The sequence below is a fragment of the Pseudomonas sp. GW821-FHT05D12 genome, from assembly GCF_059419825.1.
The window spans coordinates 89,846-113,203 of sequence record NZ_JBWKSN010000004.1; the positions used below are offsets into that span (position 1 = coordinate 89,846).

Genomic DNA, 23,358 nt, shown 5'->3' on the forward strand with positions numbered 1-23,358 from the left:
AGTCCGGGTATGACTCGGATTCCCGGGTGTATGGAGATCAAATGTGGGAGCTGGCTTGCCTGCGAAAGCGGTGCATCAGCCACCAAATGCATCAACTGACACACCGCCTTCGCGAGCAAGCCCGCTCCCACAGGGGGATCCTGGTATGGCTCGGGTATGCGGGGGGTATGGAGATCAAATGTGGGAGCTGGCTTGCCTGAGAAAGCAGTGCGTCAGCCACCGAATGCATCACCTGACACACCGCCTTCGCGAGCAAGCCCGCTCCCACAGGGGATCGTGGTATGGCTCGGGTATACGGGTGTATGGAGATCAAATGTGGGAGCTGGCTTGCCTGCGAAAGCGGTGGATCAGCCACCAAATGCATCAACTGACACACCGCCGCCTTCGCGAGCAATCCCGGGTATTCACATTCTAGATGGGTTCAGCCCTGTTCGAGCTGGCCCAGACGCTCTTCCAGTGCTGCAATTCGTGCTTCCAGCTCTTCTATTCGCTCTGCAGAAACCCCCGTACTGCGCTCCACCGGATTCCCGCGGGCCGCGATGATCGCTTCAATATCCGCAGGATCTCCCAGTGCATGGGTATAGCGGTCTTCCCGCTGCCCTGCCTGACGTGGCACCAATACCGCCAGCCCGCGCGCAATCAGGCGTTCGAGCTGATGCACGACCTGCTCGGCATCTTCAAAGTCATGCATGCGCCCGCTGCGCGTCAGCAGTTCGTTGACCGTCTGCGGCCCGCGCAAAAACAACAGCCCGGTGAGGATCACCTGGGCGGGCACCAGTTCCAGCGCCTTGTCCACGCGATGCTCCCAGCGATCGGCGCGGCTGCCCATCACCAGGCGGGTGAAGCCCTGACCCTCGAGCACCCGCAGGCTCTGGCCGACCTGGCCCTGGCTGAGGTTCATCACCGGCTCGCGGCTGGTCTTCTGGTTGCAGGCCAGCACCAGGGCATTGAGGGTCAGGGGGTAGGTTTCCGGGTTGGTCGCCTGTTTTTCGATCAGGCAGCCCAGGACGCGGATTTCCGTGCTGTTCAGGCGCGGCTCAGGGGTGTCGGTGTCGTGCTCGGCGGTCATCGCGCTTTCCCTATGCAGTGAGCGCTCTAGCCTAATCCTGAAAAAATAAAAGACAAGCCGCGCGCGCGGCTGGCGTGTCTATAATCGCCGCTGGTTCAAACCGTGCCATTACCCATGAGACTGCCATGACTATTTCCCTGTACGCCGCTTCCGTCCCGGTCTTCAAGCAAATGCTCACCGCCCTGAGCGATGTGCTGAACAAAGCCGAAGCCCACGCCACCGCCAAGAACATCGAGCCCAACGCCTTGCTGCAGGCACGTCTGTTCCCGGACATGTTCCAGCTGGTGCGCCAGGTGCAGATCGCCGTCGACTTCGCCAAGGGCGTTTCCGCGCGCCTGGCCGAGATCGAAGTGCCTAAATACGAAGACTCCGAAGTGACCTTCGCCGACCTGCAGGCGCTGATCGCCAAGGTCCTGGCTTTTGTCGACAGCATCAAGCCCGAGCAAATCGACGGCAAGGAAGGCATCGAAATCATCACCCGTCCAGGCACGCCGAAAGAGAAGCGCTTCAGCGGCCAGTCCTACCTGCTGACCTACGGCCTGCCGCAGTTCTTCTTCCACGTCACCACCGCCTACGCCTTGCTGCGTCACAACGGTGTGGAAGTGGGCAAGCGCGACTACATGGGCGCGTTCTAAGTCGTAACGCCGCAAAGCCCGGTCGATGCCTGCAGGCGTCGCCGGGCTTTTTCATGGGCTACACCGACACACTCTGTTAAGATTCAGCATCCTTTTTTCATCCTATCTGCCAGCGAACCTTCGGGTTGTCGTTGGTGTTGCTGTTTCTGGAGTTTTTGATGCTGTTTCCCATCCTGCTGCTGTCGGCCGCCGGCTTTACCGTGCTGACCACAGAATTCGTCATCGTCGGCCTGCTGCCGTCCATCGCCCGGGACCTGAATGTCAGCGTGTCCCAGGCCGGGCTGCTGGTGACCCTGTTCGCGTTTACCGTGGCGGCATTCGGCCCGTTCCTGACCGCCTACTTCGCGCGTTTCCCACGCAAGCGCCTGTTTATCAGCATCCTGATCCTGTTCGGCGTCGCCAACACCGTGGCCGCGCTGGCGCCGAACATCTGGGTGATGGCATTGGCGCGCTTGATCCCGGCCTTGGGCCTGCCGGTGTTCTGGGCGCTGGCCAGTGAAACGGCAGTGGATATCGTCGGCCCCGAATACGCCGGGCGCGCCATCGAGAAAATCGGCTTTGGCATCGTCTGCGCCACGGTGTTCGGCATTCCGGTGGGTACGCTGATTTCGGATATGTTCGGCTGGCGCACCGCCTTTGCCATTCTTGCCGTGGTCGCGCTGGCCAAGGCCGTGCTGCTGTTCATCTACCTGCCGGTGACGCAGCCGAAGAACGACCAGGTGACGTTGCGCTCGCAGTTCAAGATCCTGCGCAACCCGCTGATGCAGGGCCACATCCTGCTGTCGATCCTGGTGTTCAGTGGCATGTTCACCGCCTACACCTACCTGGCCGACATCCTTGAGCGCCTGGCCGGCTTCGAAGGCACCCTGGTGGGTTGGTGCCTGATGGGCTTTGGCGCGGTCGGGTTGCTCGGCAACTCACTGGGCGGGCGTGCGGTGGATCGGCACCCGCTGATTGCCTCCATGGTGTTCTGCGGCTTCATGATCGCGGGCATGGTTGCGCTGGTGCCGGCGATTCATTCCACCGTTGGCCTGGCCGCGGCGATGGCCGTGTGGGGTGTGACCCAGGCGGCGATGTTCCTGGTCAGCCATGTGCGGCTGATGAAGGCCGCGCCCCATGCGCCGGCGTTTGCGGCGTCGCTGAATATCGCCGGGGCCAATCTCGGGATCGGCCTGGGGGCGATGGTCGGCGGGCACGTGATCGACACCCTCGGCCTGGGCAGCCTGGGTTTCGCGGCTTCCGGCTTTATCCTGGTGTCGATCCTGCTGGCGTTGTGGCTGATGACCGCCAAGCCGGCAGCGACCTGCAGCTGACTCAGGTGGGCGCGGGCAGGGCGGTAAACAGCTCGCGCCGTGCCCCTTCGGTGATTGCCACGATGCCGGGGTGCTTGACCTTGCGCTCCACCGAGATCGCATAGAACGACTCGGTGACCGCGTCGGTCTGGCCCATCAACACCACGCCGTACTGGCGCACCACCTCATCGGCGATCACGCTGGGCGCGATGAAGATCCCGCTGCCGGATTGGCCAAAGGCCTGCATCAAGGCGCTGTCATCGAACTCGCCGATGATCTTTGGCTGAATCTGCTGTTCGGCAAACCAGCGTTGCAAACGGCTGCGCACCACGGTTTCCGCACCCGGAATCAACAGCGGCGCACCGTGCAGGCACTGTGGGAAATCTCCCGCATACCGGTCAGCCAACGCCCGGGTGGCGAAAAAGCTGATGCCACATTCCCCCAGTCTCTGGCTGTAGCCTTTAATGTCCAGGTGCGTAGGCATAGGGCTGTCGGAGATCACCAAGTCCAAGCGCTGGATCGCCAGATCGGCCAATAACCGTTCGAGTTTGTCTTCACGGCAGGTGATGCGGATCGGCTCGCTCAATTCCATGGTCGGCGCAATCAAGCGATAGACGATGGACTTGGGCACCACATCCGCCACCCCGACCCGGAACAGGATCTGCTGCTCATTCGGTTGCGCACGCAGCATCGTCTCCAATTCATTGCCGGTCTGGAACATCTGCTCGGCATAGGGCAGGGCGCGGCGCCCGGCTTCGGTCAGCTCCAGCTGGCGGCCGACCCGCTGAAACAGCGCGATGCCGAAGGTCTGTTCGAGCAGGCTGATCTGCCCGCTGATGGTCTGGGGTGTGAGGTTCAGTTGCTCGCAAGCGCGCACGATGCTGCCGGTCTTGGCCACGACCCAGAAATAATGCAATTGACGATAATTGAGCATGCTGTGCGTCACTTCGTAAAAATCGAAGTATACGGGAGAAAAATACGAATTTTCCTGAACTGTTCGCCTGCATAGAATGCCTCGCTATCGAGGGGCCAGTATTTGGACCCAATGGTTCTAACGAGGAATACATCATGAAACTCAATTCCCTGGGCGCGGCGGCGGTGCTTGCGCTTTCATTGGTGATGATCAGTGGTTGCGATCAAGTCGAAAAAAGCGCGCAGCAAGTGATCGGCAAAGCCACCGAGTCGGCCAAGCAGGCCATCGATGACACGCACAAGGCCGCCGAGCAGGCATTGAGTGAAGCAACCCAAGGCTTGATCAGTCCTGAAAAGCAGGAAGACGAGCAAGAAGAATCGAACAGTAACAAAGAAGCCTAATTTCCCAGCACAACGTCAGGACTGACCTATGGACTACCTTTTACAACTGGCCGCCAGCCCCACCGCCTGGGTCGCCCTGGCGACCTTGATCGTGATGGAAATCGTGCTGGGTATCGATAACCTGATCTTCATCTCGATCCTCACCAACAAATTGCCGGAAAAGCATCGTGCCAAGGCGCGTCGCATCGGCATCAGCATGGCGTTGGTGTTGCGCCTGGGCCTGTTGAGTACCATCGCGTTTATCGTGCAGTTGACCACGCCGGTGTTCGAAGTCCTCGGCCAGGCATTTTCGTGGAAGGACATGATCCTGATCGCCGGTGGTCTGTTCCTGGTGTGGAAGGCCACTACCGAGATCCACCACAGCATGGACCCTGAGCCGGAAGAAAAGGAGACCACCGGTAATGTCGTGTCCATCGGTTTTGCCGCGGCGATCGGCCAGATCCTGATGCTCGACCTGGTGTTCTCCATCGACAGCATCATTACGGCCGTGGGCATGACCGAGCACCTGCCGATCATGATCATTGCCGTGGTGACCTCGGTGATCGTGATGCTGGTGGCGGCCGAGCCGCTGGCCAAGTTCATCAACGACAACCCGACCGTGGTGATGCTGGCCCTGGGCTTCCTGATCATGATCGGCATGACCCTGATCGCCGAAGGCTTCGGTGCCCATGTGCCTAAAGGCTACGTGTATGCAGCCATGGCGTTCTCGGCCGTGATCGAGTGCCTGAACATCGCCCGACGCAACCGCCACAAGCGTTTGCTCGCTGCCCGCCAGTAATCGCTGAAACAAACCGGCCGGCTGTGCTCACCAGAGCCCAGCCGGCCTTTTGCTGTCTGCTAGAATCCGCCCACTTGATAGATTGAGGTCCACCATGAACGAGCCGATTCGCCTTACCCAGTACAGCCACGGCGCCGGGTGTGGCTGCAAGATTTCGCCGCAGGTGCTGGAAGTGATCCTCGCCGGGAGCGGTGCGCAGAACCTCGACCCCAACCTGTGGGTGGGCAACGCCTCCCGCGACGACGCGGCGGTGTATGCCATCGACGACGAGCGCGGCGTAGTGTCCACCACCGACTTTTTCATGCCGATTGTCGATGACCCCTTCGACTTCGGCCGGATCGCCGCGACCAACGCGATCAGCGACATCTACGCCATGGGCGGCGATCCGTTGATGGCTATCGCGATTCTTGGCTGGCCAGTGAATGTGCTGGCGCCGGAGATCGCCCGCGAAGTGATCCGTGGCGGTCGCTCGGTGTGCGACGAAGCCGGGATTCCGCTGGCGGGTGGACACTCCATCGACGCACCTGAGCCGATCTTCGGCCTGGCCGTGACCGGCCTCGTGCAAAAACGCCACATGAAACGCAATGACACCGCCACCGTCGGCTGCCGCCTGTACCTGACCAAGCCGCTGGGCATCGGCATCCTCACCACTGCCGAAAAGAAGGGCAAGTTGCGCGACGCGGATATCGGCCTGGCCCGTGACTGGATGTGCACGCTGAACAAGCCGGGCAGCCGCTTCGGCAAGTTGGCGGGAGTGACCGCCATGACCGATGTCACCGGTTTCGGCCTGTTGGGCCACTTGGTGGAAATGGCTGACGGCAGCGGCGTAACGGCGCGCATCGAATACGCCAAAGTCCCCCGCCTGCCGGGGATCGAGGACTACCTGGACCAGGGCTGCATGCCCGGCGGCACCTTGCGTAACTTCGACAGCTACTCAAGCAAGATCGGACGCTTGCAGGAGTTGCACAAGCGCGTGCTGTGCGACCCGCAGACCAGCGGCGGCCTGCTGATCGCGGTAACCCCGGAAGGTGACGCGCAATTCCACACCGTGGCCGCCGAACTGGGCCTGAGCCTTGAGCCGATCGGTACACTGGTTGAGCGACAGACCCACGCGGTAGAGGTGTTTTGATGGCGACTGACATCACCGACTACCGCGACATCTTCCTCAACGACCGGCCGATGATGGACACCCGCGCACCGGTTGAATTCGTCAAGGGTGCCTTTCCCGGCGTGATCAACCTGCCGCTGATGACCGATGACGAGCGCCAGCGCGTCGGCACCTGCTACAAGCAGCAGGGCCAGCAAGCCGCCATCGTGCTGGGGCATGAGCTGGTATCGGGCGCGATCAAGGCCGAGCGCATCGAGCACTGGGCGCGGTTTGCCCAGGCCAATCCTGACGGCTACCTGTATTGCTTTCGTGGCGGGCTGCGCTCGCAGATCGTGCAGCAATGGCTGAAAACCGACGCTGGCATCGATTACCCGCGCGTCGGCGGTGGCTACAAGGCCATGCGCACCTTTCTGCTGGAGACCCTTGACCAGGCGGCGGCCCAGTGTGATTTCGTGTTGCTCGGCGGCATGACCGGCACCGGCAAGACCGAAGTCCTCGGCCAATTACGCAATGCACTGGACCTGGAAGGCCACGCCAACCACCGGGGCTCGAGCTTCGGCAAGCGGGCCACGGCGCAACCGTCCAACATTGACTTCGAAAACCGCCTGGCAGTCGACCTGCTGAAAAAACGTGCGGCGGGCATCGAGCAATTTGTCGTCGAGGACGAAAGCCGCATGATCGGCAGTTGCGCGCTGCCATTACCGTTGCACAAGGGCATGCAGACCTTTGCGATGGTGTGGCTGGAGGACAGCGTCGAAGGCCGCGTCGAGCGGATCCTGCGCGATTATGTCGTCGATCTGTGCGCGGAATTTATCGCGGTGTTTGGCGAGCAGGGCCAGGCATTGTTTGCCGAGCGCCTGACGCAGAGCCTGGCCAATATCCACAAGCGCCTGGGTGGTGAGCGTTCCCAGCGTTTGCAGGTGATCATGCAAGAGGCGCTGGCGGAACAGGCGCGCAGTGGCGCCGTGGAGTTGCACAGGGTGTGGATCGAGTGTTTGCTGCGCGAGTATTACGACCCGATGTACGCCTTCCAGCGCGAAAGCAAAGGCGCGCGGATCGAGTTTGCGGGGGAGCAGGGCGCGGTGCTGGAGTATCTGCGCGAACGGGTTGCCAGACGCGCATAAAGGGCGGGCGAGAAGCCTCTTAGCCAGCAAGCCTGCACCCGCATTTGACCGGGTTCCTCCAGGGTAACCGCCGTCGAATGTAGGCGCGGGCTTGCTCGCGTTTCATTCAGACGCTAAAGAATCACCGCTCCAATCAAGCCGCATACCACCCCCACGAGCATGGTCAGCCCGGCCACCGTCACCAGCACTCGCGCGTCGAAATCCTTGCGCAGCATCAACAGCGACGGCAGGCTCACGCTCGGCAAGGTCATCAGCAGGGCCACGGCCGGGCCGGTGCCCATGCCCAGGGTCATCATGGTTTGGACGATGGGAATCTCGGCAGCGGTGGGAATTACGAACAGCGTGCCGACAATCGCCAGCGGCACCAGCCACACCAGGCTGTTGGCCATGGCGCCGTCCACATGCGGGAACAGCCACACTCGCGCCGCGCCCAGCACCAGCACCGCGAGGATATACACCGGGATGGTGCTCCAGAACAGCTGCCACAGGGTGCGCAGCCAGCGCCCGAGGAAAGGCTGCGCATCCGCCTGGCTGACGTCGGCGACTGCCTCCAGTGCCGCTTCCGGCACCTGGTCCGGCCGTGCAATGCGCTGCGCCACCAGCGACACACCGACCACCAGCACAATGCCCGCCACCAGCCGCAAGGCGGTAAAGCCCCAGCCGAGTACAAAGCCCATGAATACCAGCGTCGCCGGGTTGAGTACCGGGTTGGCGATCCAGAACGCCAGCGCCGCGCCCACCGACACCTGCTGGCGGCGCATGCCCGCCGCGACCGGTGCCGCGCAGCAACTGCACATCATCCCCGGCAAGGCGAACAGCCCGCCGCGCAGGGTCGATCCCAGCCCGGCGCGGCCAAACAGGCGCAGCAACCAGTCGCGGGGGATCAGCACCTGCAGCAGCGAGCCGAGGATCACCGCCAATACGGCGGCTTTCCAGATTGCCAGGAAATACACTTGGGCATACGCCAGCGCTGCCGCCAGCGGCGAGCTTTGCTGGTCATTGAGGATCGAGGCGCCGATGTTGTGGTTATCCGCGGCCACAAACGCCTTGAGGTAGTAGGGCGACCACTTCACGTAGTAGAGGCCGACACAGGCGACCAGCAGGAACAGCGCTGGTTTCCACCAGAAAGACCAACCCCGGGAGGGCTGGGGGGAGGTGAGATTGGGCATGGGGATGATCCGCAGATGAGTCAATAGCGGCGCATCATACGCCCTCAGCTATCGGCGCTCACCTGCGTGGGGAGCGGGCAGGTCTCTTCGCCGTTGTCCAGGCCCTGTTTATAGTTGCGGCTCAGCAGTGAGGCCTTGCCGTTGTGCCAGGTCAATGTCAGCACGTACAGCGAGTCGTAGTCGCTGCCCGACCAGTCGTCGGTGATGGTGTGTTTCTCGCCCGAGGCCTCGCTGGCCACTTTGTTGATCAACTCCGGCAGGTAGCCGTGGGACCAGGCGGTATAGATGATCGAGTTGTGGTACTTGTCCTCGACCAGCTCATCGGCAAGGGCGCTGGTGTCATTCGCCGAAAACTTGATGTTGACCGGCAGGCCCAGCTTGATGGCGCTGGGGCTGATGGTCATCAGCGGCCGAATGTAGCTGTAGGAGTTGTCCAGCTCGCCTTCCTCGACATTGCGCGTCGGGTTGGCCGCGAACACGAAATTGGCCTTGCCGAATTTTTCCGGCAATACCGTGGCCAGGTTCATCGCCCGGTTGAGGCCCTGGCAATTGAGTTGCCCGAGGCCACCGGCGGGTTTCTCTCCGTGGCGCAGGAATACCAGGGTTTGCACGCCGTCGACCTGTTCGGCGCTGCTGATGCGCGATTCCAGGGTCAGGCCGATGGCGCCGCCTACCAGCAGCAGCGGCAACATGATGTAGGAGTAGCGTTTGAGGCGCAGCGCAAGGCACAGAGGCTTGATGGTCATGAGTGTCGAGTCTTCGGTGCTTCGGATTAAGGCGGACAAGCCCGGCCCCAGTGACGCATCCGGCGTCCTGCGGTGTTCCTTGTCGATAAAGCGAGGTGCCTCCATTCACCGTAAGAGCGCACTTAAGAGTGTGCCTGGGCCTATTGGTTCGCCCATGCGGGATATTAGCCAGCGGATGTTGCGCATTGATGACCCATGCAGGACAGGTGACAGCTGGCTATCATGGAGGCTTTGCGCACAGGGACTTCCCGATGAACTCAATCGCCGCCTTCCCGATCAACAGTAAATGGCCTGCACAGCATCCGGACCGCCTGCAACTGTACTCGCTGCCCACGCCCAACGGGGTAAAAGTCTCGATCATGCTCGAAGAGCTGGGGCTGCCTTATGAGGCACACAAAGTCAGCTTCGAGACCCAGGACCAACTGTCGGCGGAATTTCTCTCGCTGAACCCCAACAACAAGATCCCCGCGATCATTGACCCGAACGGTCCCAGCGGGCAGCCGCTGGCCCTGTTCGAGTCCGGCGCGATCCTGATTTACCTGGCGGAAAAAACCAGCCAGTTGCTGTCTGAAGACCCGGCGACACGTTACGAAACCATTCAGTGGCTGATGTTTCAGATGGCCGGTATCGGCCCGATGTTCGGCCAGGTGGGCTTTTTCAACAAGTTCGCCGGCAAGGCCTACGAAGACAAGCGTCCCCGTGATCGCTATGCCGCCGAATCCCGGCGTTTGCTCGATGTCCTGGAAAAGCGCCTGTTGGGCCGCACGTGGATCATGGGCGATGAGTACAGCATTGCCGACATCGCAACCTTTCCGTGGATCCGCAACCTGATCGGCTTCTACGAATCCGGCGACCTGGTGGGCATTGCCGACTTCCCTAACGTACTGCGCGCGCTGGACGGCTTTGTTGCCCGGCCGGCGGTCATCCGTGGCCTGAACATACCGAGCTGACCCATGCAGACTTTCGATTTCAAGCAGCTGGATGTGTTCAGCAACGTCGCGCTCAAGGGCAACCCGCTGGCCGTGGTGCTCGGCGCCGACAGCCTCAGCGATGCGCAAATGGCGGATTTCGCCCGTTGGACCAATCTCAGTGAAACCACGTTTTTGCTGACGCCCCGCGATCCACGGGCGGACTACCGGATGCGCATTTTCACCACCTTGCAGGAACTGCCTTTCGCCGGCCATCCGACCCTGGGCAGTTGCCATGCATGGCTGCAGGCCGGGGGCGTGCCCCACGGCGAGGAGATCATCCAGGAATGCGAGATCGGCCTGGTACGCATCCGGCGCCAGGGCGATGAGCTGGCGTTCATCGCGCCGCCGCTGTTGCGTTCAGGTCCAGTCGACGCGCCGTTGCTGGAGCGTGTGCGCCTGGGGTTGGGCCTGGCACCGGGGGCCATCGTGCGCAGCCAGTGGGTCGATAACGGCGCGGGGTGGCTCGCGGTGATGTTGGCTGACCGCCAGCAAGTCCTGGCAGTGCAGCCGGACTTTTCGCAACTGCTGGGGCTGGCCGTGGGTGTGATCGCTCCCTGCAACCCCGCGCATGATGACGTCGACGCGCAGTTTGAGGTGCGTGCCTTTGTCGCAGGCGACGGCGCCCAGGAAGATCCGGCCACCGGCAGCCTGAATGCCGGCGTTGCCCAATGGCTGCTCGGCGAGGCGTTGGCGCCTGAGCGGTATGTGGTCAGCCAGGGCACGGCCATTGGGCGTGCGGGGCGCATTCACGTCGAGCGCCAGGGCGATGAAATCTGGATCGGTGGCGCCGTCGCGGTGTGCATCGCGGGGCGTCTACAGCTCTAGATCAATAAATTATTACGCCCCACGCAATACACTGTTGGGCCCTGGGCATTTGTGTTGCCGGGGCCTGCGGGCATAAGCTTTCGCCCCATTGTTTTCTGCCTCTACTGTTTTACACCCAGCCAGGACCGCCATGACCAGCCAGTTCCCCCAAGCCCGCCCACGCCGCCTGCGCCGCTCCCCGGAGCTGCGTGGCTTGTTCCAGGAAACCGAGTTCACCCTCAACGACCTGGTGTTGCCGATTTTCGTCGAAGAAGAAATCGACGACTTCGTGCCGATCACCAGCATGCCGGGTGTACAGCGTATCCCTGAGAAGAAACTGGCCAGCGAGATCGAGCGTTACGCCCGTGCCGGCATCAAGTCGGTGATGACCTTTGGCGTGTCCCACCACCTCGACGCCAGCGGCAGCGACACCTGGAAAGAACGCGGCCTGGTCTCGCGCATGTCCTCGATCATCAAGGACGCCGTGCCGGAAATGGTGGTGATGTCCGACACCTGCTTCTGCGAATACACCGACCACGGCCACTGCGGCGTGATGCACGGCGCGCATGTCGACAACGACGCGACCCTGGTCAACCTCGGCAAACAAGCCGTGGCGGCCGCCCGCGCGGGCGCTGATGTGATCGCCCCGTCGGCAGCGATGGACGGCCAGGTCCAGGCCATCCGCCGCGCCTTGGACGACGCCGGCTTCACGCATATCCCGATCATGGCCTACTCGACCAAATTCGCCTCGGCCCTCTACGGGCCCTTCCGCGAAGCCGGCGGCAGCGCGCTCAAAGGCGACCGCAAAAGCTACCAGATGAACCCGATGAACCGCCGCGAAGCCGTGCGCGAATCACTGCTGGATGAACAGGAAGGCGCAGACGCCCTGATGGTCAAGCCGGCTGGAGCCTACCTCGACATCATCCGCGACATCCGCGAGGCGTCGCGCCTGCCGGTGGCGGCCTATCAAGTGAGCGGCGAGTACGCGATGATCAAGTTCGGCGCCCAGGCGGGCGCGATCGATGAGGATCGGGTCGTACGTGAGACGTTGGGGTCGATCAAGCGTGCGGGGGCGGACTTGATCTTCACCTACTTCGCGATGGATTTGGCGTTGGCCGGTATCTGAAGAAACCGCACAGCCCTGTGGTGAGGGAGCTTTCTTTCCACAGGGTGGATGACTGGTGAGTGGTCATCTGGTCGAACTGTTTGTTTTTTCATAGGCGCCGATAATTCAGTTCAATCGGCGTCTATAGACACTATCCATGCTTCGTAAAATCGGCGCTGTTCCTCTGGGTCGTTGGTGAGATTCTGGTCTTCATAGTCAAATATGTGGACCAAATTTTCTCGGGTTGCGCGTTTTCCTAGCGTCAACTCATAGGCAACCAGCCCTCCGCTCATCTGCGAGGCCATGCTTGAGGGGGTGACGTTTATCTTGGCACCTTTGCAAAGAAATTGTATTGAAGGGAAGTCGGCCCTGACTTTTGCCAGGCACCTATACATGTCTTCGGCGCTATAAATTTTTTTGAAGTTGTCCGCTTCGGAAAACATCAATTTTATTTCAGTGGCGTCATACTTGAAGGTGACGTCTTTTTCTATGTTGTTAATTATTGCTTTGATTTTTTTTGTTTTCACTTTGTTTTCCTGTTCGGGTTTGGAATTGAATAGCCCGTATAGCTGCCGTCAGGGTTTACAGGTGTCATTCCTAAAACATCCTCTGGGTCTATTTTCTCATGGATGGCAAACTCCTTTTCATTTGCGAAAGGTGTCCTTTTACCAAGTTCTAAATTGACGTCATGCCCTGCGATACTTTTTATGACATACAAGTAACCTTCTCGCGTTCCGTAACCCGTTGCAAAGTCTATAGCAGTCATCCTGGAGGGCGAAGTACTTATAAAATTACTTAGCGGATCGTTGCTGTTCACGGCGTGGAGATAAAGGTCGTTGCTATTCCCTTTGCTCTTGAAGCCTTGCTTGAAAACTTTCTCTGGTGGATTTCTGTCTCCACGAAACAAATAGTCCTCTTCATCAGTTGAGTTTGGTGGTTCAGGTTCATCTTTGTGAACTTTTGCTTTTGCCGAAGGCTCGTCCGCTATGGATTCGGGTTTGCACCCGTCGCCACCTGGGCACGTATTCAAACCTAGTGGATCCACCCACCCTGTAGGGTTGGGTACGTACTGATAGCTGTTAAGTCCACCGGCCAGCTTCACCGGGTCCGGCGTCAGGTAGCGGCCAACATCCGGATTGTAGTAGCGATGGCGGTTGTAGTGCAGCCCGCTTTCCTGGTCAAAGTACTGACCTTGGAAACGCAGTGGGTTGTCGACTTTTCCGACGTCTAGGCGGCTGATTTCTCCGTAGGCGCGGTAATGCGCGGACCAGACGATTTCGCCATCCGGGGCGGTGAGTTCCTGTGGGGTGCCCAGGTGGTCGAGTTGGTAGTGGTAGGGCTTGGTGGCTTTTGGGCCGAAGCCCTCGAGCAACGCCAGCGGCCGAAAGCTGTCGGGTTCGTAGAGATAGCTGCGATGACGATCCGCGTGATGCTCGGCAATCAGCTTGTCGCCTTGCCAGAAAAACTCCGTGGTTATTTCATCAACGGTTTTGCTGATCCGCCGCCCAAACGGGTCGTAGCGGTAGCTCGCGGTTTGGCCGTTGGGTTGGGTGATTCCGATGAGGCGGTGCTGGCAGTCGTAGCGATATTCGGTGATGAGCGCGTGCCCACGGCCACGTCGTTCGCGAATCAGGTTGCCGAAGGCGTCGTAGTCGTAATGGCGGTCGCCCTGGATCATCAACCGGTTGCCGGCGACGATGTCCGGACCGGGGCGGTCTTGCATCAGCAGGTTGCCGGCCGGATCGTGGCCGAAGCGTTCTTGCACGTCCTGCGAGTGGTCAGCGCGGGTCAGGCGGGCGAGGGGGTCGTAGTGGTAGTGGTGTTCGCCTTTGTGGGTGTCGAGCAGGCGGGTGAGGTTGCCGGATTTGTCGTAGTCGTATTGGCGTTGGTAAAGGGTGTGCTGCTGTTGACTGACGGCATGGGCGTGCAGGCGCTGCTGGTCGTCGTAGTGGTAGTGACTGATCAACTGGCCTTGTTGGCGTTGGTGTTCCTGGCCGGCTTTGAATAGGTGAGCAGTAAGGACTTCACCATTCAGTTCGACGGTGGACAGGTGGCCGCCTTTGGCGTGATTGAACACCACGCGATTGTTATCGGGCAGACGCAAGTGTTGCAGCTGCCCACAGGCATCGTAGCCGTAGCGCAAGGTGCCCCAGCCCTGGTGTTCGGCGGTGAGACGGTTTTGTGGGTCGTATTCGTAGGCAAGTGCCCAGTGGCCATCGTCGACGCTAAGGAGGTTGCCTTGGCGGTCGTAGGCATAATCGACAGCGTTGCCGTCGGGCAGGGTTTTTCTTGCGAGACGGCCAGCGTGATCTCGCTCATAACGGGTAACCAGCTGACTGCCATCGTCGCCGTGCTCGGTTTTTTCCTGCAGTTTGCCGTTGAGGTCGTAGGCATAAGCCGTCCGTTGGCCGTCGAAGCCGACTTCCTGCTGGATCAGGCCATTGAGGTGATAGTCGAGTGTGTAGGTCTCGCCGACCTCGTTTTCGATCTCGGTCAGCAACAGCCGCACGTTGTCGTAACGGTATATGACCTGGCTGCCATCGGCATTGATGCGCCGGCTGATCAGGTGCAAACCGTCGGCGTATTCGTAGCGGGTGACATGCCCCAGCTCATCTCGCTCGGAGGTGATCTTTCCGTAGGGGTTGTAGCTGTATTCCCGTGCCGCACCAGCTGGCAACACGACACGAGTTAGCCGCCCGACGCTGTCCCACTGATACTCGGTCAGCGCCCCATGCTCATCCTCACGCGCCACCTGCCGCCCGAGATCGTCATAGCGGTAGCGCTTGACGCCGCCATTTGGCAGTTGTTCTTCCAGCAACTGACCACGCTCATTCCACACCAGCCGATGGCAGCTGTTGTCGGGAAACCAGACCCCGGTCAGTTGTCCCTGCTTGTCGTAGCTGTAGTCCGTTACGTTGCCGTCGGGATCAGTCTTACGAACGATATCTCCCTGATCATTACGCTCATATTTCCAGGCAGCCTCACCACGCCTTACAACCCGTACGAGCCCATTATCATGCTCGTAGGACGTCGGCTCATCGTCCCCCGGAAACACCGCCACCAAGCGTCCGGCTTCGTCGTACTGATACGCCGTCACCGCGCCCAGCGGATCCTGCTCGACCGTCAACCGGCCTTTGTCGTCGTAGGATCTGAAATGCTCGGCACCATCTGGATCAATGCGCTGCACCAGCCGCGCCCGCTGGTCATGCACGTAGACTTCCTGGCTGCCATCAGCGTTAAACACCGTGACCTGCCCGTGGTCATCCCAGGCATAACGCGTATCCATCTGCGAAAAGCTCGCCCAGTGGCGGACACAGCGCGCGGCCTTGCCAGCCCGTTCCCACGCCCAGAAAAAACTCGCGCCACCGGCCAACTGCCGCTCAAGAATGACGTGCTGATCGTCGTACCGATAAACCTCGCGTTCGCCGACGGCATTGGTCGCCGAGACCAGTCGGCCAGCGTCGTCGTAGGCGTAGGAAACAACGTTGTGTTCGGTAATCCACTCGAAGGGACCATGGCCCTTGGCGCGCTGGATCTGGTAGTCCACCGCCACGATGCGACCCAACTCATAACGCAGGAACAGCGAACGCCCGACACCGTTATCCAGCCGCTCAATGCGCCCCAAAAGATCCCGGGCAATGCGCAGGCGGTTGTCATACGCATCGCTGATCGCGGTCAGCACACCGTCGCGAAAGTGGTAGAAGCGCGACGCCTGGGCCAACACCAGCTCATCGGGCAACGTCCCCAGGTAAATCGCTGCTTCAGCCAGGCTATTGGTGATTGCTGGGCGAGAAACAGATGGCAAGGGCAGGGTGGTCGAGCGGTTTTCATGATCGGTCCACACCACCGAATCACCGGAAACACTCAGCCGATGCGCCAGCGAATGACTCCAGCCAAACCCCAACCCGCCATCCATTTCCACCGCACTGGTGCGGTACAAGCGGCGCCACTCAAACGGCAAGATTCCATCCAATGAGCCATCGGTGAGAGTGAGCAATTCCTCTCCGGTCACCATCGACACCGGGCAGCCGTTAGTGGCGGTCTTATCCGCAGGCGCCGCCGAGTCCCCGTTTGGGTTCTTGCCAGCGGCAGGCACATCGTCGACATGCTCCTGCCGAATCAATGCGGTCCGCTGCGTCTTGCCGCGAACCGCCGGCACCGGGTTGGAAACCAGCTGATCCCCAGCCTTCAACGGTACATTCGGAATCACCTTGATCGGCGTCGCTGCGCTCCTCAGCAACAACGGTTTGGCCGCCTCGACATGGCCCTGCACACGAGATTTCCCAAATTGCCTGGCCACCTGTTTCAACCACTGGCGCGCACGACGAGACTTGATGCCGTCCAGGACCTTGGCGCTCATGCCGATCGCCACGCCCATCGCACCGGTGGCGAGGGCCAGCAGCAGGTTGATCAGCACTTCGGCGCTGATTTCCCCGAGCAATTCGTTCATGTACGGCGGCGGCATCATCCGCATCCAACTGACCAATACCGACAAGTAAATGAACAGCAGCGGCTCATCGCTGAGTACCAAAATGCCTTTTGCGAGGATTTCGGCGCTGACGTTCAGGAGCTTTTCGAGTTCGGCGCGGGACAGGTAATGCAGCAGCTTCTCGGCATTCGCAAGCGGGTCCATGAGCCACTGAAGCAGCTGCTTGAGGGAATCCCAGAGTTCATACAGCGCATTGCCAAATCCCCGGGCGTAGGCTCGGTGCAGCATCAGGTAGCGCTTGAGGAAATTGGCCTCGGAGTAGTTCGCCCACAGCGGTGCAAACGTGGCGTCCCACTCGCTGCGCAGCCAGCCCTCCAGTGGCCCGATGACCGACTGATAGGAGGCATACAGCGCCTTGAAATGCTCTTGGGAGACGTTGGGGTAGAAGCTGATGCGGTACCGCTGGTTACGATCGCACTCGGTAACTTCCAGAATACCGCTGGGCCCGATGGTTTTATGGATGGGCGCCCCCAGCGGGCCGCCGTCTGGGTCGATACGCTGCAACATCACGGGCGTATTGCCGATGGGCACGAACCTCGAACTCTGGAACATGTGCACCAGCGTCAATGTGCCGTTGGCCTGGCACGCGGCGACGGTACTGCTGGGAAGGATCGAGCGGTTGATCGGCGCGACAAGCGCCACCTCACGGCCGACCTTGAATACCTGCTCGACATCCAGCGCCGAAGAGCTGAGGAAGCTTTGCGCCAAGGTTTCGTAGGAATTGAGGCAGCGCCTGAAGTCGCTGAGCACGGCTTCGACGTCACGCGTCTTGGCATCCATGGCCGTCAGCAGCAGGAGGCCGATGGTTTGGCTGGTGGCGTTGATCAAGGCGCACCCACCAAAACGGCGGGGCTATCGAAAAAAAACATCTGCAATCCCTCGCACTGTGTGATCAGGCGAGGGACTTTGCAGCGGTTTTTAAGTGATATCTGTAGTGCTTATCCGGCATTGAGGTGGGGCGTTTCGCCAAACATTGTCTGCTTGCGCCCAAGCGCCCAGTGGCTGGCTGGGCGCCCCCACGATCCAGGCAGTGTTCAGCGTTGCGCGAACGCCAAATTCAACCCCAACCCTGCAAAGGCTGCTGCAAAACTGCGGCGCAGCCAATTCTGTACGCGTGGCGATTCGATGACTGCGCGGCGAAATCCATTGGCCAGCAGGCCGTAGAGCACAAACACCGCAAACGTCATCGCCATGAATACGCTGCTCAGCACCAGCATTTGCAAGGCCGGAGCGGTGCTGCCGGGGGTGACGAACTGTGGCAGGAAGGCCAGGAAGAAAATCGTCAGTTTGGGGTTGAGAATGTTCAGCAGGAAACCGCGAATGATCAGGCTGCGCAGGGTGGCAACGATGGGCGTGTCATTCATGGCGAAGGCCGAGCGGTCACGCCAGGTGGCGTAGGCCAGATACAGCAGGTAGGCCACGCCGGCGTATTTGAGTACTTCGAACGCCAGTGCGCTGGTGTGCAGCAGCGCGGAAAGCCCGAGTATGGAAGCCAGCAAGTGCGGGAGGATTCCCGCCGTGCAGCCCAGCGCAGCGAAGATGCTGGCGCGTTTGCCGGCGGTGAGGCCGGTGGAGACGGTAAAGATCACGCCGGTGCCGGGAATCAGCACGACGATCAGGCAGGTGACGAGGAAATTCAAGCTCAGCATGGCATTCAAACTCCTTGTACGAATGGTCGATGACAGATCCTGTCACGTTTGTCTTTTGCTGGCGAGTGCAGCAGGGCGGCGAACGCCGGATAGACTTACCTGTCGATATCAGCGCTAGCTGGCCCATTGTCGTTCAAGGAAGTCCCATGTCCGCATCCCGACTGATCCTGTGCCTCACCACGCTCCTGGTGCTGGCCGGTTGCTCTACAACGCGCTCCCCGCAGCAGCCGCAGCGCAGCGAGACCGAGGTGAAGGCGCAGATCGTGCGTCTGCTGCCGGCAACCGTGAAGGACCGCAACGGCTGGGCCCAAGATATCTACACGGCTTTTGATACCCAGAAGATCTACCCCAGCACGGAAAATATTTGCGCCGTGCTGGCGGTGACCGAGCAGGAGTCCACTTATCAGGTCGACCCGCCGGTGCCGAACATGGGCAAGATCGCCCAGGATGAAATCCTGCGCCGTGCCGGCAAGGTGCATGTGCCGGCCTTTGTGGTGCGCAGCGCCTTGCAACTGACTTCGCCCACCGGCAAGACCTACGCAGAACGCCTGAGTGGCGCGCGCACCGAGAAAGACCTCAGCGGCATCTTCGATGATTTCATCAGCGTGGTGCCCCTGGGCAACACGCTGTTTGGTGGTTTCAATCCAGTGCACACCGCAGGCCCCATGCAGGTGAGCATCGATTTTGCGCAGAAACAGGCGCGAGGTTATCCCTACACGGTGGATGGCACGATTCGTCGCGAAGTGTTCACCCGGCGCGGCGGCATGTACTTCGGCATCGCCCATTTGCTCGGTTATCCGGTGAATTACGATCAGCCGCTGTACCGTTTTGCCGACTTCAATGCCGGCTGGTACGCCAGTCGCAAAGCCGCGTTTCAAGCGGCGGTCAGCCGTGTCACCGGCACCGAATTGACCTTGGATGGGGATTTGATTCGTTACGGCTCGTTGCTACCCGGCAGCACCGAGCTGGCGGTGCGCTCTCTCGGCGCGAAGCTGGATATGCGCAACCCCAGCATCCGCAGCCAACTTGAGCAAGGCGAGCAGTTGGATTTTGAAGACACCACCCTTTACAAGCGCGTGTTTGCCCTGGCTGATCAGGCGGCCGGCAAACCGCTGCCCCGGGCGATCCTGCCGGGCATTGTGCTCAAGAGCCCGAAGATCACCCGCAACCTGACGACGGCGTGGTTTGCCAACCGGGTCGATGAGCGCTATCAGCGCTGCATGAAGCGCTGATAGCGACCCTGTGGCAAGTGGACCTGTTGTGATCGGCCCTGCAGTAATAGGCACTGTGGCGAGCGGCCCTGTGGTGAGCGGGCTTGCCCCGCGTTGGGCTGCGCAGCAGCCCCAAAACAGGCACCGCGTGATAACTGAAAAACCGCATTTTGCTTGATGGGGCTGCTGCGCAGCCCAACGCGGGGCAAGCCCGCTCGCCACAAGAGCCTGACCAGACACAAGAGACTGACCAACCACAAGAGGCTGACCTGCAACAAAAGGCTGACCTGCAACAAAAGGCTGACTTGCAACAAGAGCCTGAACAGCCACAAGAGGCTGACTTGCAACAAGAGCCTGACTTGCCACAAGAGCCTGACCTGCAACAAGAGCCTGACTATCAAAAGAACCAGGCCTGCCACGACGTCCTTCTGCCACAAGCGGTCAGCTTTTCACAGAAGGCCCATCTGCCACCTTGGATCTTTTCGCCACGACCAACCGTCGCCACAGCCATACCCACAACCACAGCACGGGGAACGCCAGGACTACGAAGGGCAGCACATAACTGGCGCGTTCCAGTGCATCGGCAGTGCCGTCGACCAGGTTGTCGCCCAGGTTGCTGAACATCCGGCTGAAGCGTGACGCCTGGTTCGCGCCGTCGGAGGAGCGGAAGTTCAAGGTGACGCGGTTGGTATCGAGGCGGCGTTGCTGGCCCGCGGCGACTTGGGCCAGTGCCTGCAGTTCGTTTTCAATGCCGGCCTGCTCCTTGCTCAAGGCAATCAAGTCAGTGACGGTAATGTCCTTGCGCTTGGCCAATTCGTCGAGGCGTTGCTGCTGGGCTTGGAGGCGGTCCTGGCGGCGTTGCACATCGGCGACAGCGTCGGCCAGGTCTTCGGCAGTGGTGATGCGTTGGCCGAGCTTTCCGCCTTCCGCGGCCAGGGCAACCATCGGTTCCACGCCGGTCGGCGCGATGCGCAGGATGATTTCGCCGCCGTAGCCGTCTTCGGTGATTCCCAGAATATTGCAGGCGCCAAAGCGAGCCGACTCACAGGCTTCGCGGGTGGCCTGCATGCGCGGTGCGAGCAGGGCGCCGGGCAGTGCCAGGGTCAACTCATGTTCATAGGCCAATTGTGCGCCGGCCCGGCCTTGCTCGCCGTTGATCACGTTGGCGCGGGAGTGATCCTTGGGCGAGCAGCCGACCAGGGCCAAGCCGGCCAGCAAGAGCCATAAAAGCGCGTGAGGTTTGCCGTCCAGATGGCGCATTGCAATTCCTTGGGGTGTGCGGGGAAATTGACCGCGATTAAAGCCGGTCTGGCGGATTAACGCAAAGCATCGCGCAGGATTTGCGTAGCTGATGGTGATGGCTGCTGCGCGGGCGCTGGCGTACACCTAAGGTCTTGTTCCAAGGAAGAATCCGCCATGATCAGCCACGCCGTCCCCGAAGGTTTTGTCTCGTTGCCTCGCAGCAGCCCGCTGCTGGATTTGCTCGGCCCGGCATACTGCCGAGGTGAAGGCCTGCAGCTGGAAATCGGCCTGCGGGCCGACAATCGTCACGCCAATGGACGTGGCACCGTGCACGGCGGGGTGTTGGCGACCCTGGCGGATATCGGCATGGGCTACGCGATGGCATTCTCCAGTGAGCCGCCGCTGCCGCTGATTACCGCGAGCATGACCCTGGACTATCTGGGAGCGGTGCAGGTAGGGGAGTGGATTGTGGTGCGCTTGGAACATCACAAGCGTGGACGGCAGATGGCGTTTGCCACGGTGAGTCTGCAGGTTGGGGAGAAGGTGGTGGCACGGGCGAACGCGGTGTTTGCGGTGCCCCGTACGGACTGACAACCGGGGATGTTGGGCGCGCACGGGTACGTCAGCCCTACCGTTTTGCATTAAAGAAAAGGCCGGGCTTTTCGTGGAGCCCGGCCGTTTCCGTGTTGCTCTTATCAACGGGGGCTGTCGTGCAGCTCAACAGGAGCAAGCTCCCTCGCCACCGCGGGCGGTTTCCCCCGTTGCTGTTTGAATCAGCTGCGTTCGAGGGCGAGGGCTACGCCTTGGCCACCACCGATGCACAGCGTCGCCAGGCCTTTCTTGGCATCGCGCTTGATCATTTCATGCAGCAGGGTCACCAGCACGCGGCAGCCTGAGGCGCCGATCGGGTGGCCGATGGCAATGGCGCCGCCGTTGACGTTGACCTTGTCCGCGTCCCACTCCAGCTCTTTGCCCACTGCCAGCGATTGCGCGGCGAAGGCTTCGTTGGCTTCGATCAGGTCCAGGTCGCCCAGGCTCCAGCCGGCTTTGTCCAGGCAGCGGCGCGTGGCCGATACCGGGCCGATGCCCATGATCGCCGGATCGACGCCGGCATTCGCGTAGCTGGCAATGCGCGCCAGCACGGGCAGGCCGAGGGCCTTGGCTTTGTCGGCACTCATCAGCAGCACCGCAGCGGCGCCGTCGTTGAGGCTGGAGGCGTTGCCGGCAGTGACGCTGCCGTCTTTCTTGAACGCCGGCTTGAGTTTGGCCAGGGACTCGGCGGTGGTGCCGGCGCGCGGCTGCTCGTCCACGGCGAAGGCAATCGGGTCGCCTTTGCGCTGGGGAATCAGGATCGGCGTGATCTCATCGACAAAACGCCCGGCCTCAATGGCTGCCGCAGCTTTTTGCTGGGACGCGGCGGCAAAGGCATCCTGGGCTTCACGGCTGATGCCGTACTTGTCCACCAGGTTCTCGGCGGTGATGCCCATATGGTAGTCGTTGAACGCGTCCCACAGGCCGTCGGTGATCATGCTGTCGATCATCTTGGCGTGGCCCATGCGCAAACCGGTGCGCGCGGCAGGCAATACGTACGGGGCCAGGCTCATGTTTTCCATGCCGCCGGCGATGATCACCTCGGCATCGCCACAGCGGATAGCCTGGGCGCCCAAGTGCAGGGCCTTGAGGCCCGACCCGCAGACCTTGTTCAAGGTCAGGCTGGGGACGGCGTGTGGCAGGCCGGCGAGGATCGAGGCCTGGCGCGCCGGGTTCTGGCCGCTGCCTGCGGTGAGCACCTGGCCGAGAATCACTTCATCCACTTCTGCAGGATCCAGGCCGGTCTGCTCCAGCAGGCGACGGATCACGGCGGCGCCCAGTTCCGGAGCCGGGATGTTCGCAAGCGAACCTTGAAAGCTGCCCACGGCGGTGCGGGTGGCAGCAACAATCACGACGTCTTGCATGGAATCTGTCCTCACTGGAAGTGCATTTCTGGAACGTGGTCCGGGACGATCAGTTTACCGGCGGTCTTGCTCACAATCTCTTCAACGCTGACGCCAGGTGCGCGTTCCTTGAGGACAAAAGCGCCATTTTCGATTTCCAGGTACGCAAGGTCGGTCAGCACACGCTTGATGCAGTTGGCGCCGGTCAGCGGCAGGCTGCACTGGCTGAGCAACTTGGACTCACCGTCCTTGGACGCGTGGGTCATGATCACGATGATGTTTTCCGCGCCGGCCACCAGGTCCATGGCGCCGCCCATGCCCTTGACCAGCTTGCCGGGGATCATCCACGAGGCGATGTTGCCTTGTACGTCGACTTCAAACGCGCCAAGCACGGTGAGGTCGACGTGGCCGCCGCGGATCATGGCGAACGATTCGGCGGAGGAGAAGATCGACGCGCCGATACGCGCGGTCACAGTTTGTTTGCCGGCGTTGATCATGTCGGCATCGATTGTTTCTTCAGTAGGAAACGGTCCCATGCCCAGCAGGCCGTTTTCCGATTGCAGCATCACTTCCATGCCTTCGGGAATATAGTTGGCCACCAGGGTCGGAATGCCGATGCCCAGGTTGACGTAGAAACCGTCCTGCATTTCGCGGGCGACACGTTGAGCCATTTGTTCGCGGGTAAGTGCCATTTTTATGAGTCCTTATTGTTCGGGCT

21 protein-coding genes are annotated in these 23,358 nt (G+C 60.9%); 11 read left to right on the forward strand and 10 right to left on the reverse strand.

The window, feature by feature from the left end:
- Nucleotides 1-421 precede the first annotated feature (421 nt).
- A complete protein-coding gene (locus AC07SI_RS08480) occupies nucleotides 422-1,069 on the reverse strand; it encodes a YceH family protein (protein WP_495005535.1) in 648 nt (215 codons plus the stop codon).
- A gap of 125 nt (nucleotides 1,070-1,194) precedes the next feature.
- Here AC07SI_RS08480 and AC07SI_RS08485 point away from each other — a divergent pair, with 125 nt between their 5' ends.
- Nucleotides 1,195-1,704, forward strand: coding sequence for a DUF1993 domain-containing protein (locus tag AC07SI_RS08485; RefSeq protein WP_065907120.1), 510 nt, complete (start codon nucleotides 1,195-1,197; stop codon nucleotides 1,702-1,704).
- A gap of 158 nt (nucleotides 1,705-1,862) precedes the next feature.
- Entirely contained in the window at nucleotides 1,863-3,017 is a 1,155-nt protein-coding gene (locus AC07SI_RS08490) for an MFS transporter (protein ID WP_495005536.1), read from the forward strand.
- A 1-nt stretch (nucleotide 3,018) separates the two neighbouring features.
- Here the strand turns inward: AC07SI_RS08490 and nhaR are convergent, their stop codons facing one another.
- Nucleotides 3,019-3,930: a transcriptional activator NhaR gene (gene nhaR / locus AC07SI_RS08495; RefSeq protein WP_495005537.1), complete on the reverse strand. Its 912-nt coding sequence runs from the start codon at nucleotides 3,928-3,930 to the stop codon at nucleotides 3,019-3,021.
- A 134-nt stretch (nucleotides 3,931-4,064) separates the two neighbouring features.
- On the opposite strand from nhaR, the gene AC07SI_RS08500 reads away from it, so the two are divergent.
- The 4 genes from AC07SI_RS08500 to mnmH all read left to right on the forward strand — a co-directional run bounded on the left by AC07SI_RS08500 (nucleotide 4,065) and on the right by mnmH (nucleotide 7,320).
- Entirely contained in the window at nucleotides 4,065-4,310 is a 246-nt protein-coding gene (locus tag AC07SI_RS08500; RefSeq protein ID WP_495005538.1) for a hypothetical protein, read from the forward strand.
- Between the two features lie 28 nt (nucleotides 4,311-4,338).
- Nucleotides 4,339-5,088 carry a TerC family protein gene (locus AC07SI_RS08505; RefSeq protein ID WP_065907112.1) on the forward strand — a complete coding sequence of 250 codons (750 nt, stop codon included), beginning with the start codon at nucleotides 4,339-4,341 and terminating at the stop codon, nucleotides 5,086-5,088.
- Nucleotides 5,089-5,182: 94 nt separating this feature from the next.
- Nucleotides 5,183-6,217 (forward strand): selenide, water dikinase SelD, encoded by a 1,035-nt coding sequence (gene selD, locus AC07SI_RS08510; RefSeq protein WP_495005539.1) that lies wholly within the window; start codon nucleotides 5,183-5,185, stop codon nucleotides 6,215-6,217.
- Nucleotides 6,217-7,320, forward strand: coding sequence for a tRNA 2-selenouridine(34) synthase MnmH (gene mnmH / locus AC07SI_RS08515; protein WP_065907109.1), 1,104 nt, complete (start codon nucleotides 6,217-6,219; stop codon nucleotides 7,318-7,320). Before selD ends, mnmH begins: the two co-directional genes overlap by 1 nt.
- 113 nt (nucleotides 7,321-7,433) lie before the next feature.
- Here the strand turns inward: mnmH and AC07SI_RS08520 are convergent, their stop codons facing one another.
- Together AC07SI_RS08520 and AC07SI_RS08525 are read right to left on the reverse strand one after the other, a co-directional pair.
- Nucleotides 7,434-8,489: a permease gene (locus AC07SI_RS08520; RefSeq protein WP_065907107.1), complete on the reverse strand. Its 1,056-nt coding sequence runs from the start codon at nucleotides 8,487-8,489 to the stop codon at nucleotides 7,434-7,436.
- A 44-nt stretch (nucleotides 8,490-8,533) separates the two neighbouring features.
- A complete protein-coding gene (locus AC07SI_RS08525) occupies nucleotides 8,534-9,235 on the reverse strand; it encodes a histidine phosphatase family protein (RefSeq protein ID WP_120448085.1) in 702 nt (233 codons plus the stop codon).
- Nucleotides 9,236-9,486: 251 nt separating this feature from the next.
- Between AC07SI_RS08525 and AC07SI_RS08530 the strand changes: the two genes are divergently transcribed.
- The 3 genes from AC07SI_RS08530 to hemB all read left to right on the forward strand — a co-directional run bounded on the left by AC07SI_RS08530 (nucleotide 9,487) and on the right by hemB (nucleotide 12,136).
- On the forward strand, nucleotides 9,487-10,185 hold the full coding sequence (locus tag AC07SI_RS08530) for a glutathione S-transferase N-terminal domain-containing protein (RefSeq protein ID WP_065907103.1): 699 nt from the start codon (nucleotides 9,487-9,489) through the stop codon (nucleotides 10,183-10,185).
- A 3-nt stretch (nucleotides 10,186-10,188) separates the two neighbouring features.
- Nucleotides 10,189-11,031 carry a PhzF family phenazine biosynthesis protein gene (locus AC07SI_RS08535; RefSeq protein WP_495005540.1) on the forward strand — a complete coding sequence of 281 codons (843 nt, stop codon included), beginning with the start codon at nucleotides 10,189-10,191 and terminating at the stop codon, nucleotides 11,029-11,031.
- A 130-nt stretch (nucleotides 11,032-11,161) separates the two neighbouring features.
- Nucleotides 11,162-12,136, forward strand: a complete 975-nt coding sequence (gene hemB / locus AC07SI_RS08540) for a porphobilinogen synthase (protein WP_282396348.1) — start codon at nucleotides 11,162-11,164, stop codon at nucleotides 12,134-12,136.
- A gap of 110 nt (nucleotides 12,137-12,246) precedes the next feature.
- Here the strand turns inward: hemB and AC07SI_RS08545 are convergent, their stop codons facing one another.
- The 3 genes from AC07SI_RS08545 to AC07SI_RS08555 all read right to left on the reverse strand — a co-directional run bounded on the left by AC07SI_RS08545 (nucleotide 12,247) and on the right by AC07SI_RS08555 (nucleotide 18,253).
- The gene (locus AC07SI_RS08545) at nucleotides 12,247-12,642 is read right to left on the reverse strand and encodes a hypothetical protein (protein WP_282396347.1); all 396 of its coding nucleotides are present in this window, start codon (nucleotides 12,640-12,642) and stop codon (nucleotides 12,247-12,249) included.
- Nucleotides 12,639-17,384, reverse strand: coding sequence for an RHS repeat-associated core domain-containing protein (locus AC07SI_RS08550; protein ID WP_495005677.1), 4,746 nt, complete (start codon nucleotides 17,382-17,384; stop codon nucleotides 12,639-12,641). The genes AC07SI_RS08545 and AC07SI_RS08550 overlap by 4 nt, the downstream gene beginning before the upstream one ends.
- Nucleotides 17,385-17,638: 254 nt before the next feature.
- Nucleotides 17,639-18,253 carry a LysE family translocator gene (locus tag AC07SI_RS08555; protein ID WP_495005541.1) on the reverse strand — a complete coding sequence of 205 codons (615 nt, stop codon included), beginning with the start codon at nucleotides 18,251-18,253 and terminating at the stop codon, nucleotides 17,639-17,641.
- 146 nt (nucleotides 18,254-18,399) lie between these two features.
- On the opposite strand from AC07SI_RS08555, the gene AC07SI_RS08560 reads away from it, so the two are divergent.
- Nucleotides 18,400-19,485, forward strand: a complete 1,086-nt coding sequence (locus AC07SI_RS08560) for a DUF1615 domain-containing protein (RefSeq protein WP_495005542.1) — start codon at nucleotides 18,400-18,402, stop codon at nucleotides 19,483-19,485.
- A 420-nt stretch (nucleotides 19,486-19,905) separates the two neighbouring features.
- Here the strand turns inward: AC07SI_RS08560 and AC07SI_RS08565 are convergent, their stop codons facing one another.
- Complete coding sequence (locus AC07SI_RS08565) at nucleotides 19,906-20,724, reverse strand: DUF4349 domain-containing protein (protein WP_495005543.1); 819 nt, start codon at nucleotides 20,722-20,724, stop codon at nucleotides 19,906-19,908.
- 156 nt (nucleotides 20,725-20,880) lie between these two features.
- Here AC07SI_RS08565 and AC07SI_RS08570 point away from each other — a divergent pair, with 156 nt between their 5' ends.
- Nucleotides 20,881-21,297, forward strand: coding sequence for a PaaI family thioesterase (locus tag AC07SI_RS08570; protein ID WP_065905546.1), 417 nt, complete (start codon nucleotides 20,881-20,883; stop codon nucleotides 21,295-21,297).
- A gap of 182 nt (nucleotides 21,298-21,479) precedes the next feature.
- Here AC07SI_RS08570 and AC07SI_RS08575 read toward each other — a convergent pair whose 3' ends face one another.
- Together AC07SI_RS08575 and AC07SI_RS08580 are read right to left on the reverse strand one after the other, a co-directional pair.
- Nucleotides 21,480-22,661 carry an acetyl-CoA C-acetyltransferase gene (locus tag AC07SI_RS08575; protein ID WP_065905547.1) on the reverse strand — a complete coding sequence of 394 codons (1,182 nt, stop codon included), beginning with the start codon at nucleotides 22,659-22,661 and terminating at the stop codon, nucleotides 21,480-21,482.
- 11 nt (nucleotides 22,662-22,672) lie between these two features.
- Nucleotides 22,673-23,332, reverse strand: coding sequence for a CoA transferase subunit B (locus AC07SI_RS08580; RefSeq protein ID WP_003211625.1), 660 nt, complete (start codon nucleotides 23,330-23,332; stop codon nucleotides 22,673-22,675).
- Nucleotides 23,333-23,358 lie beyond the last annotated feature (26 nt).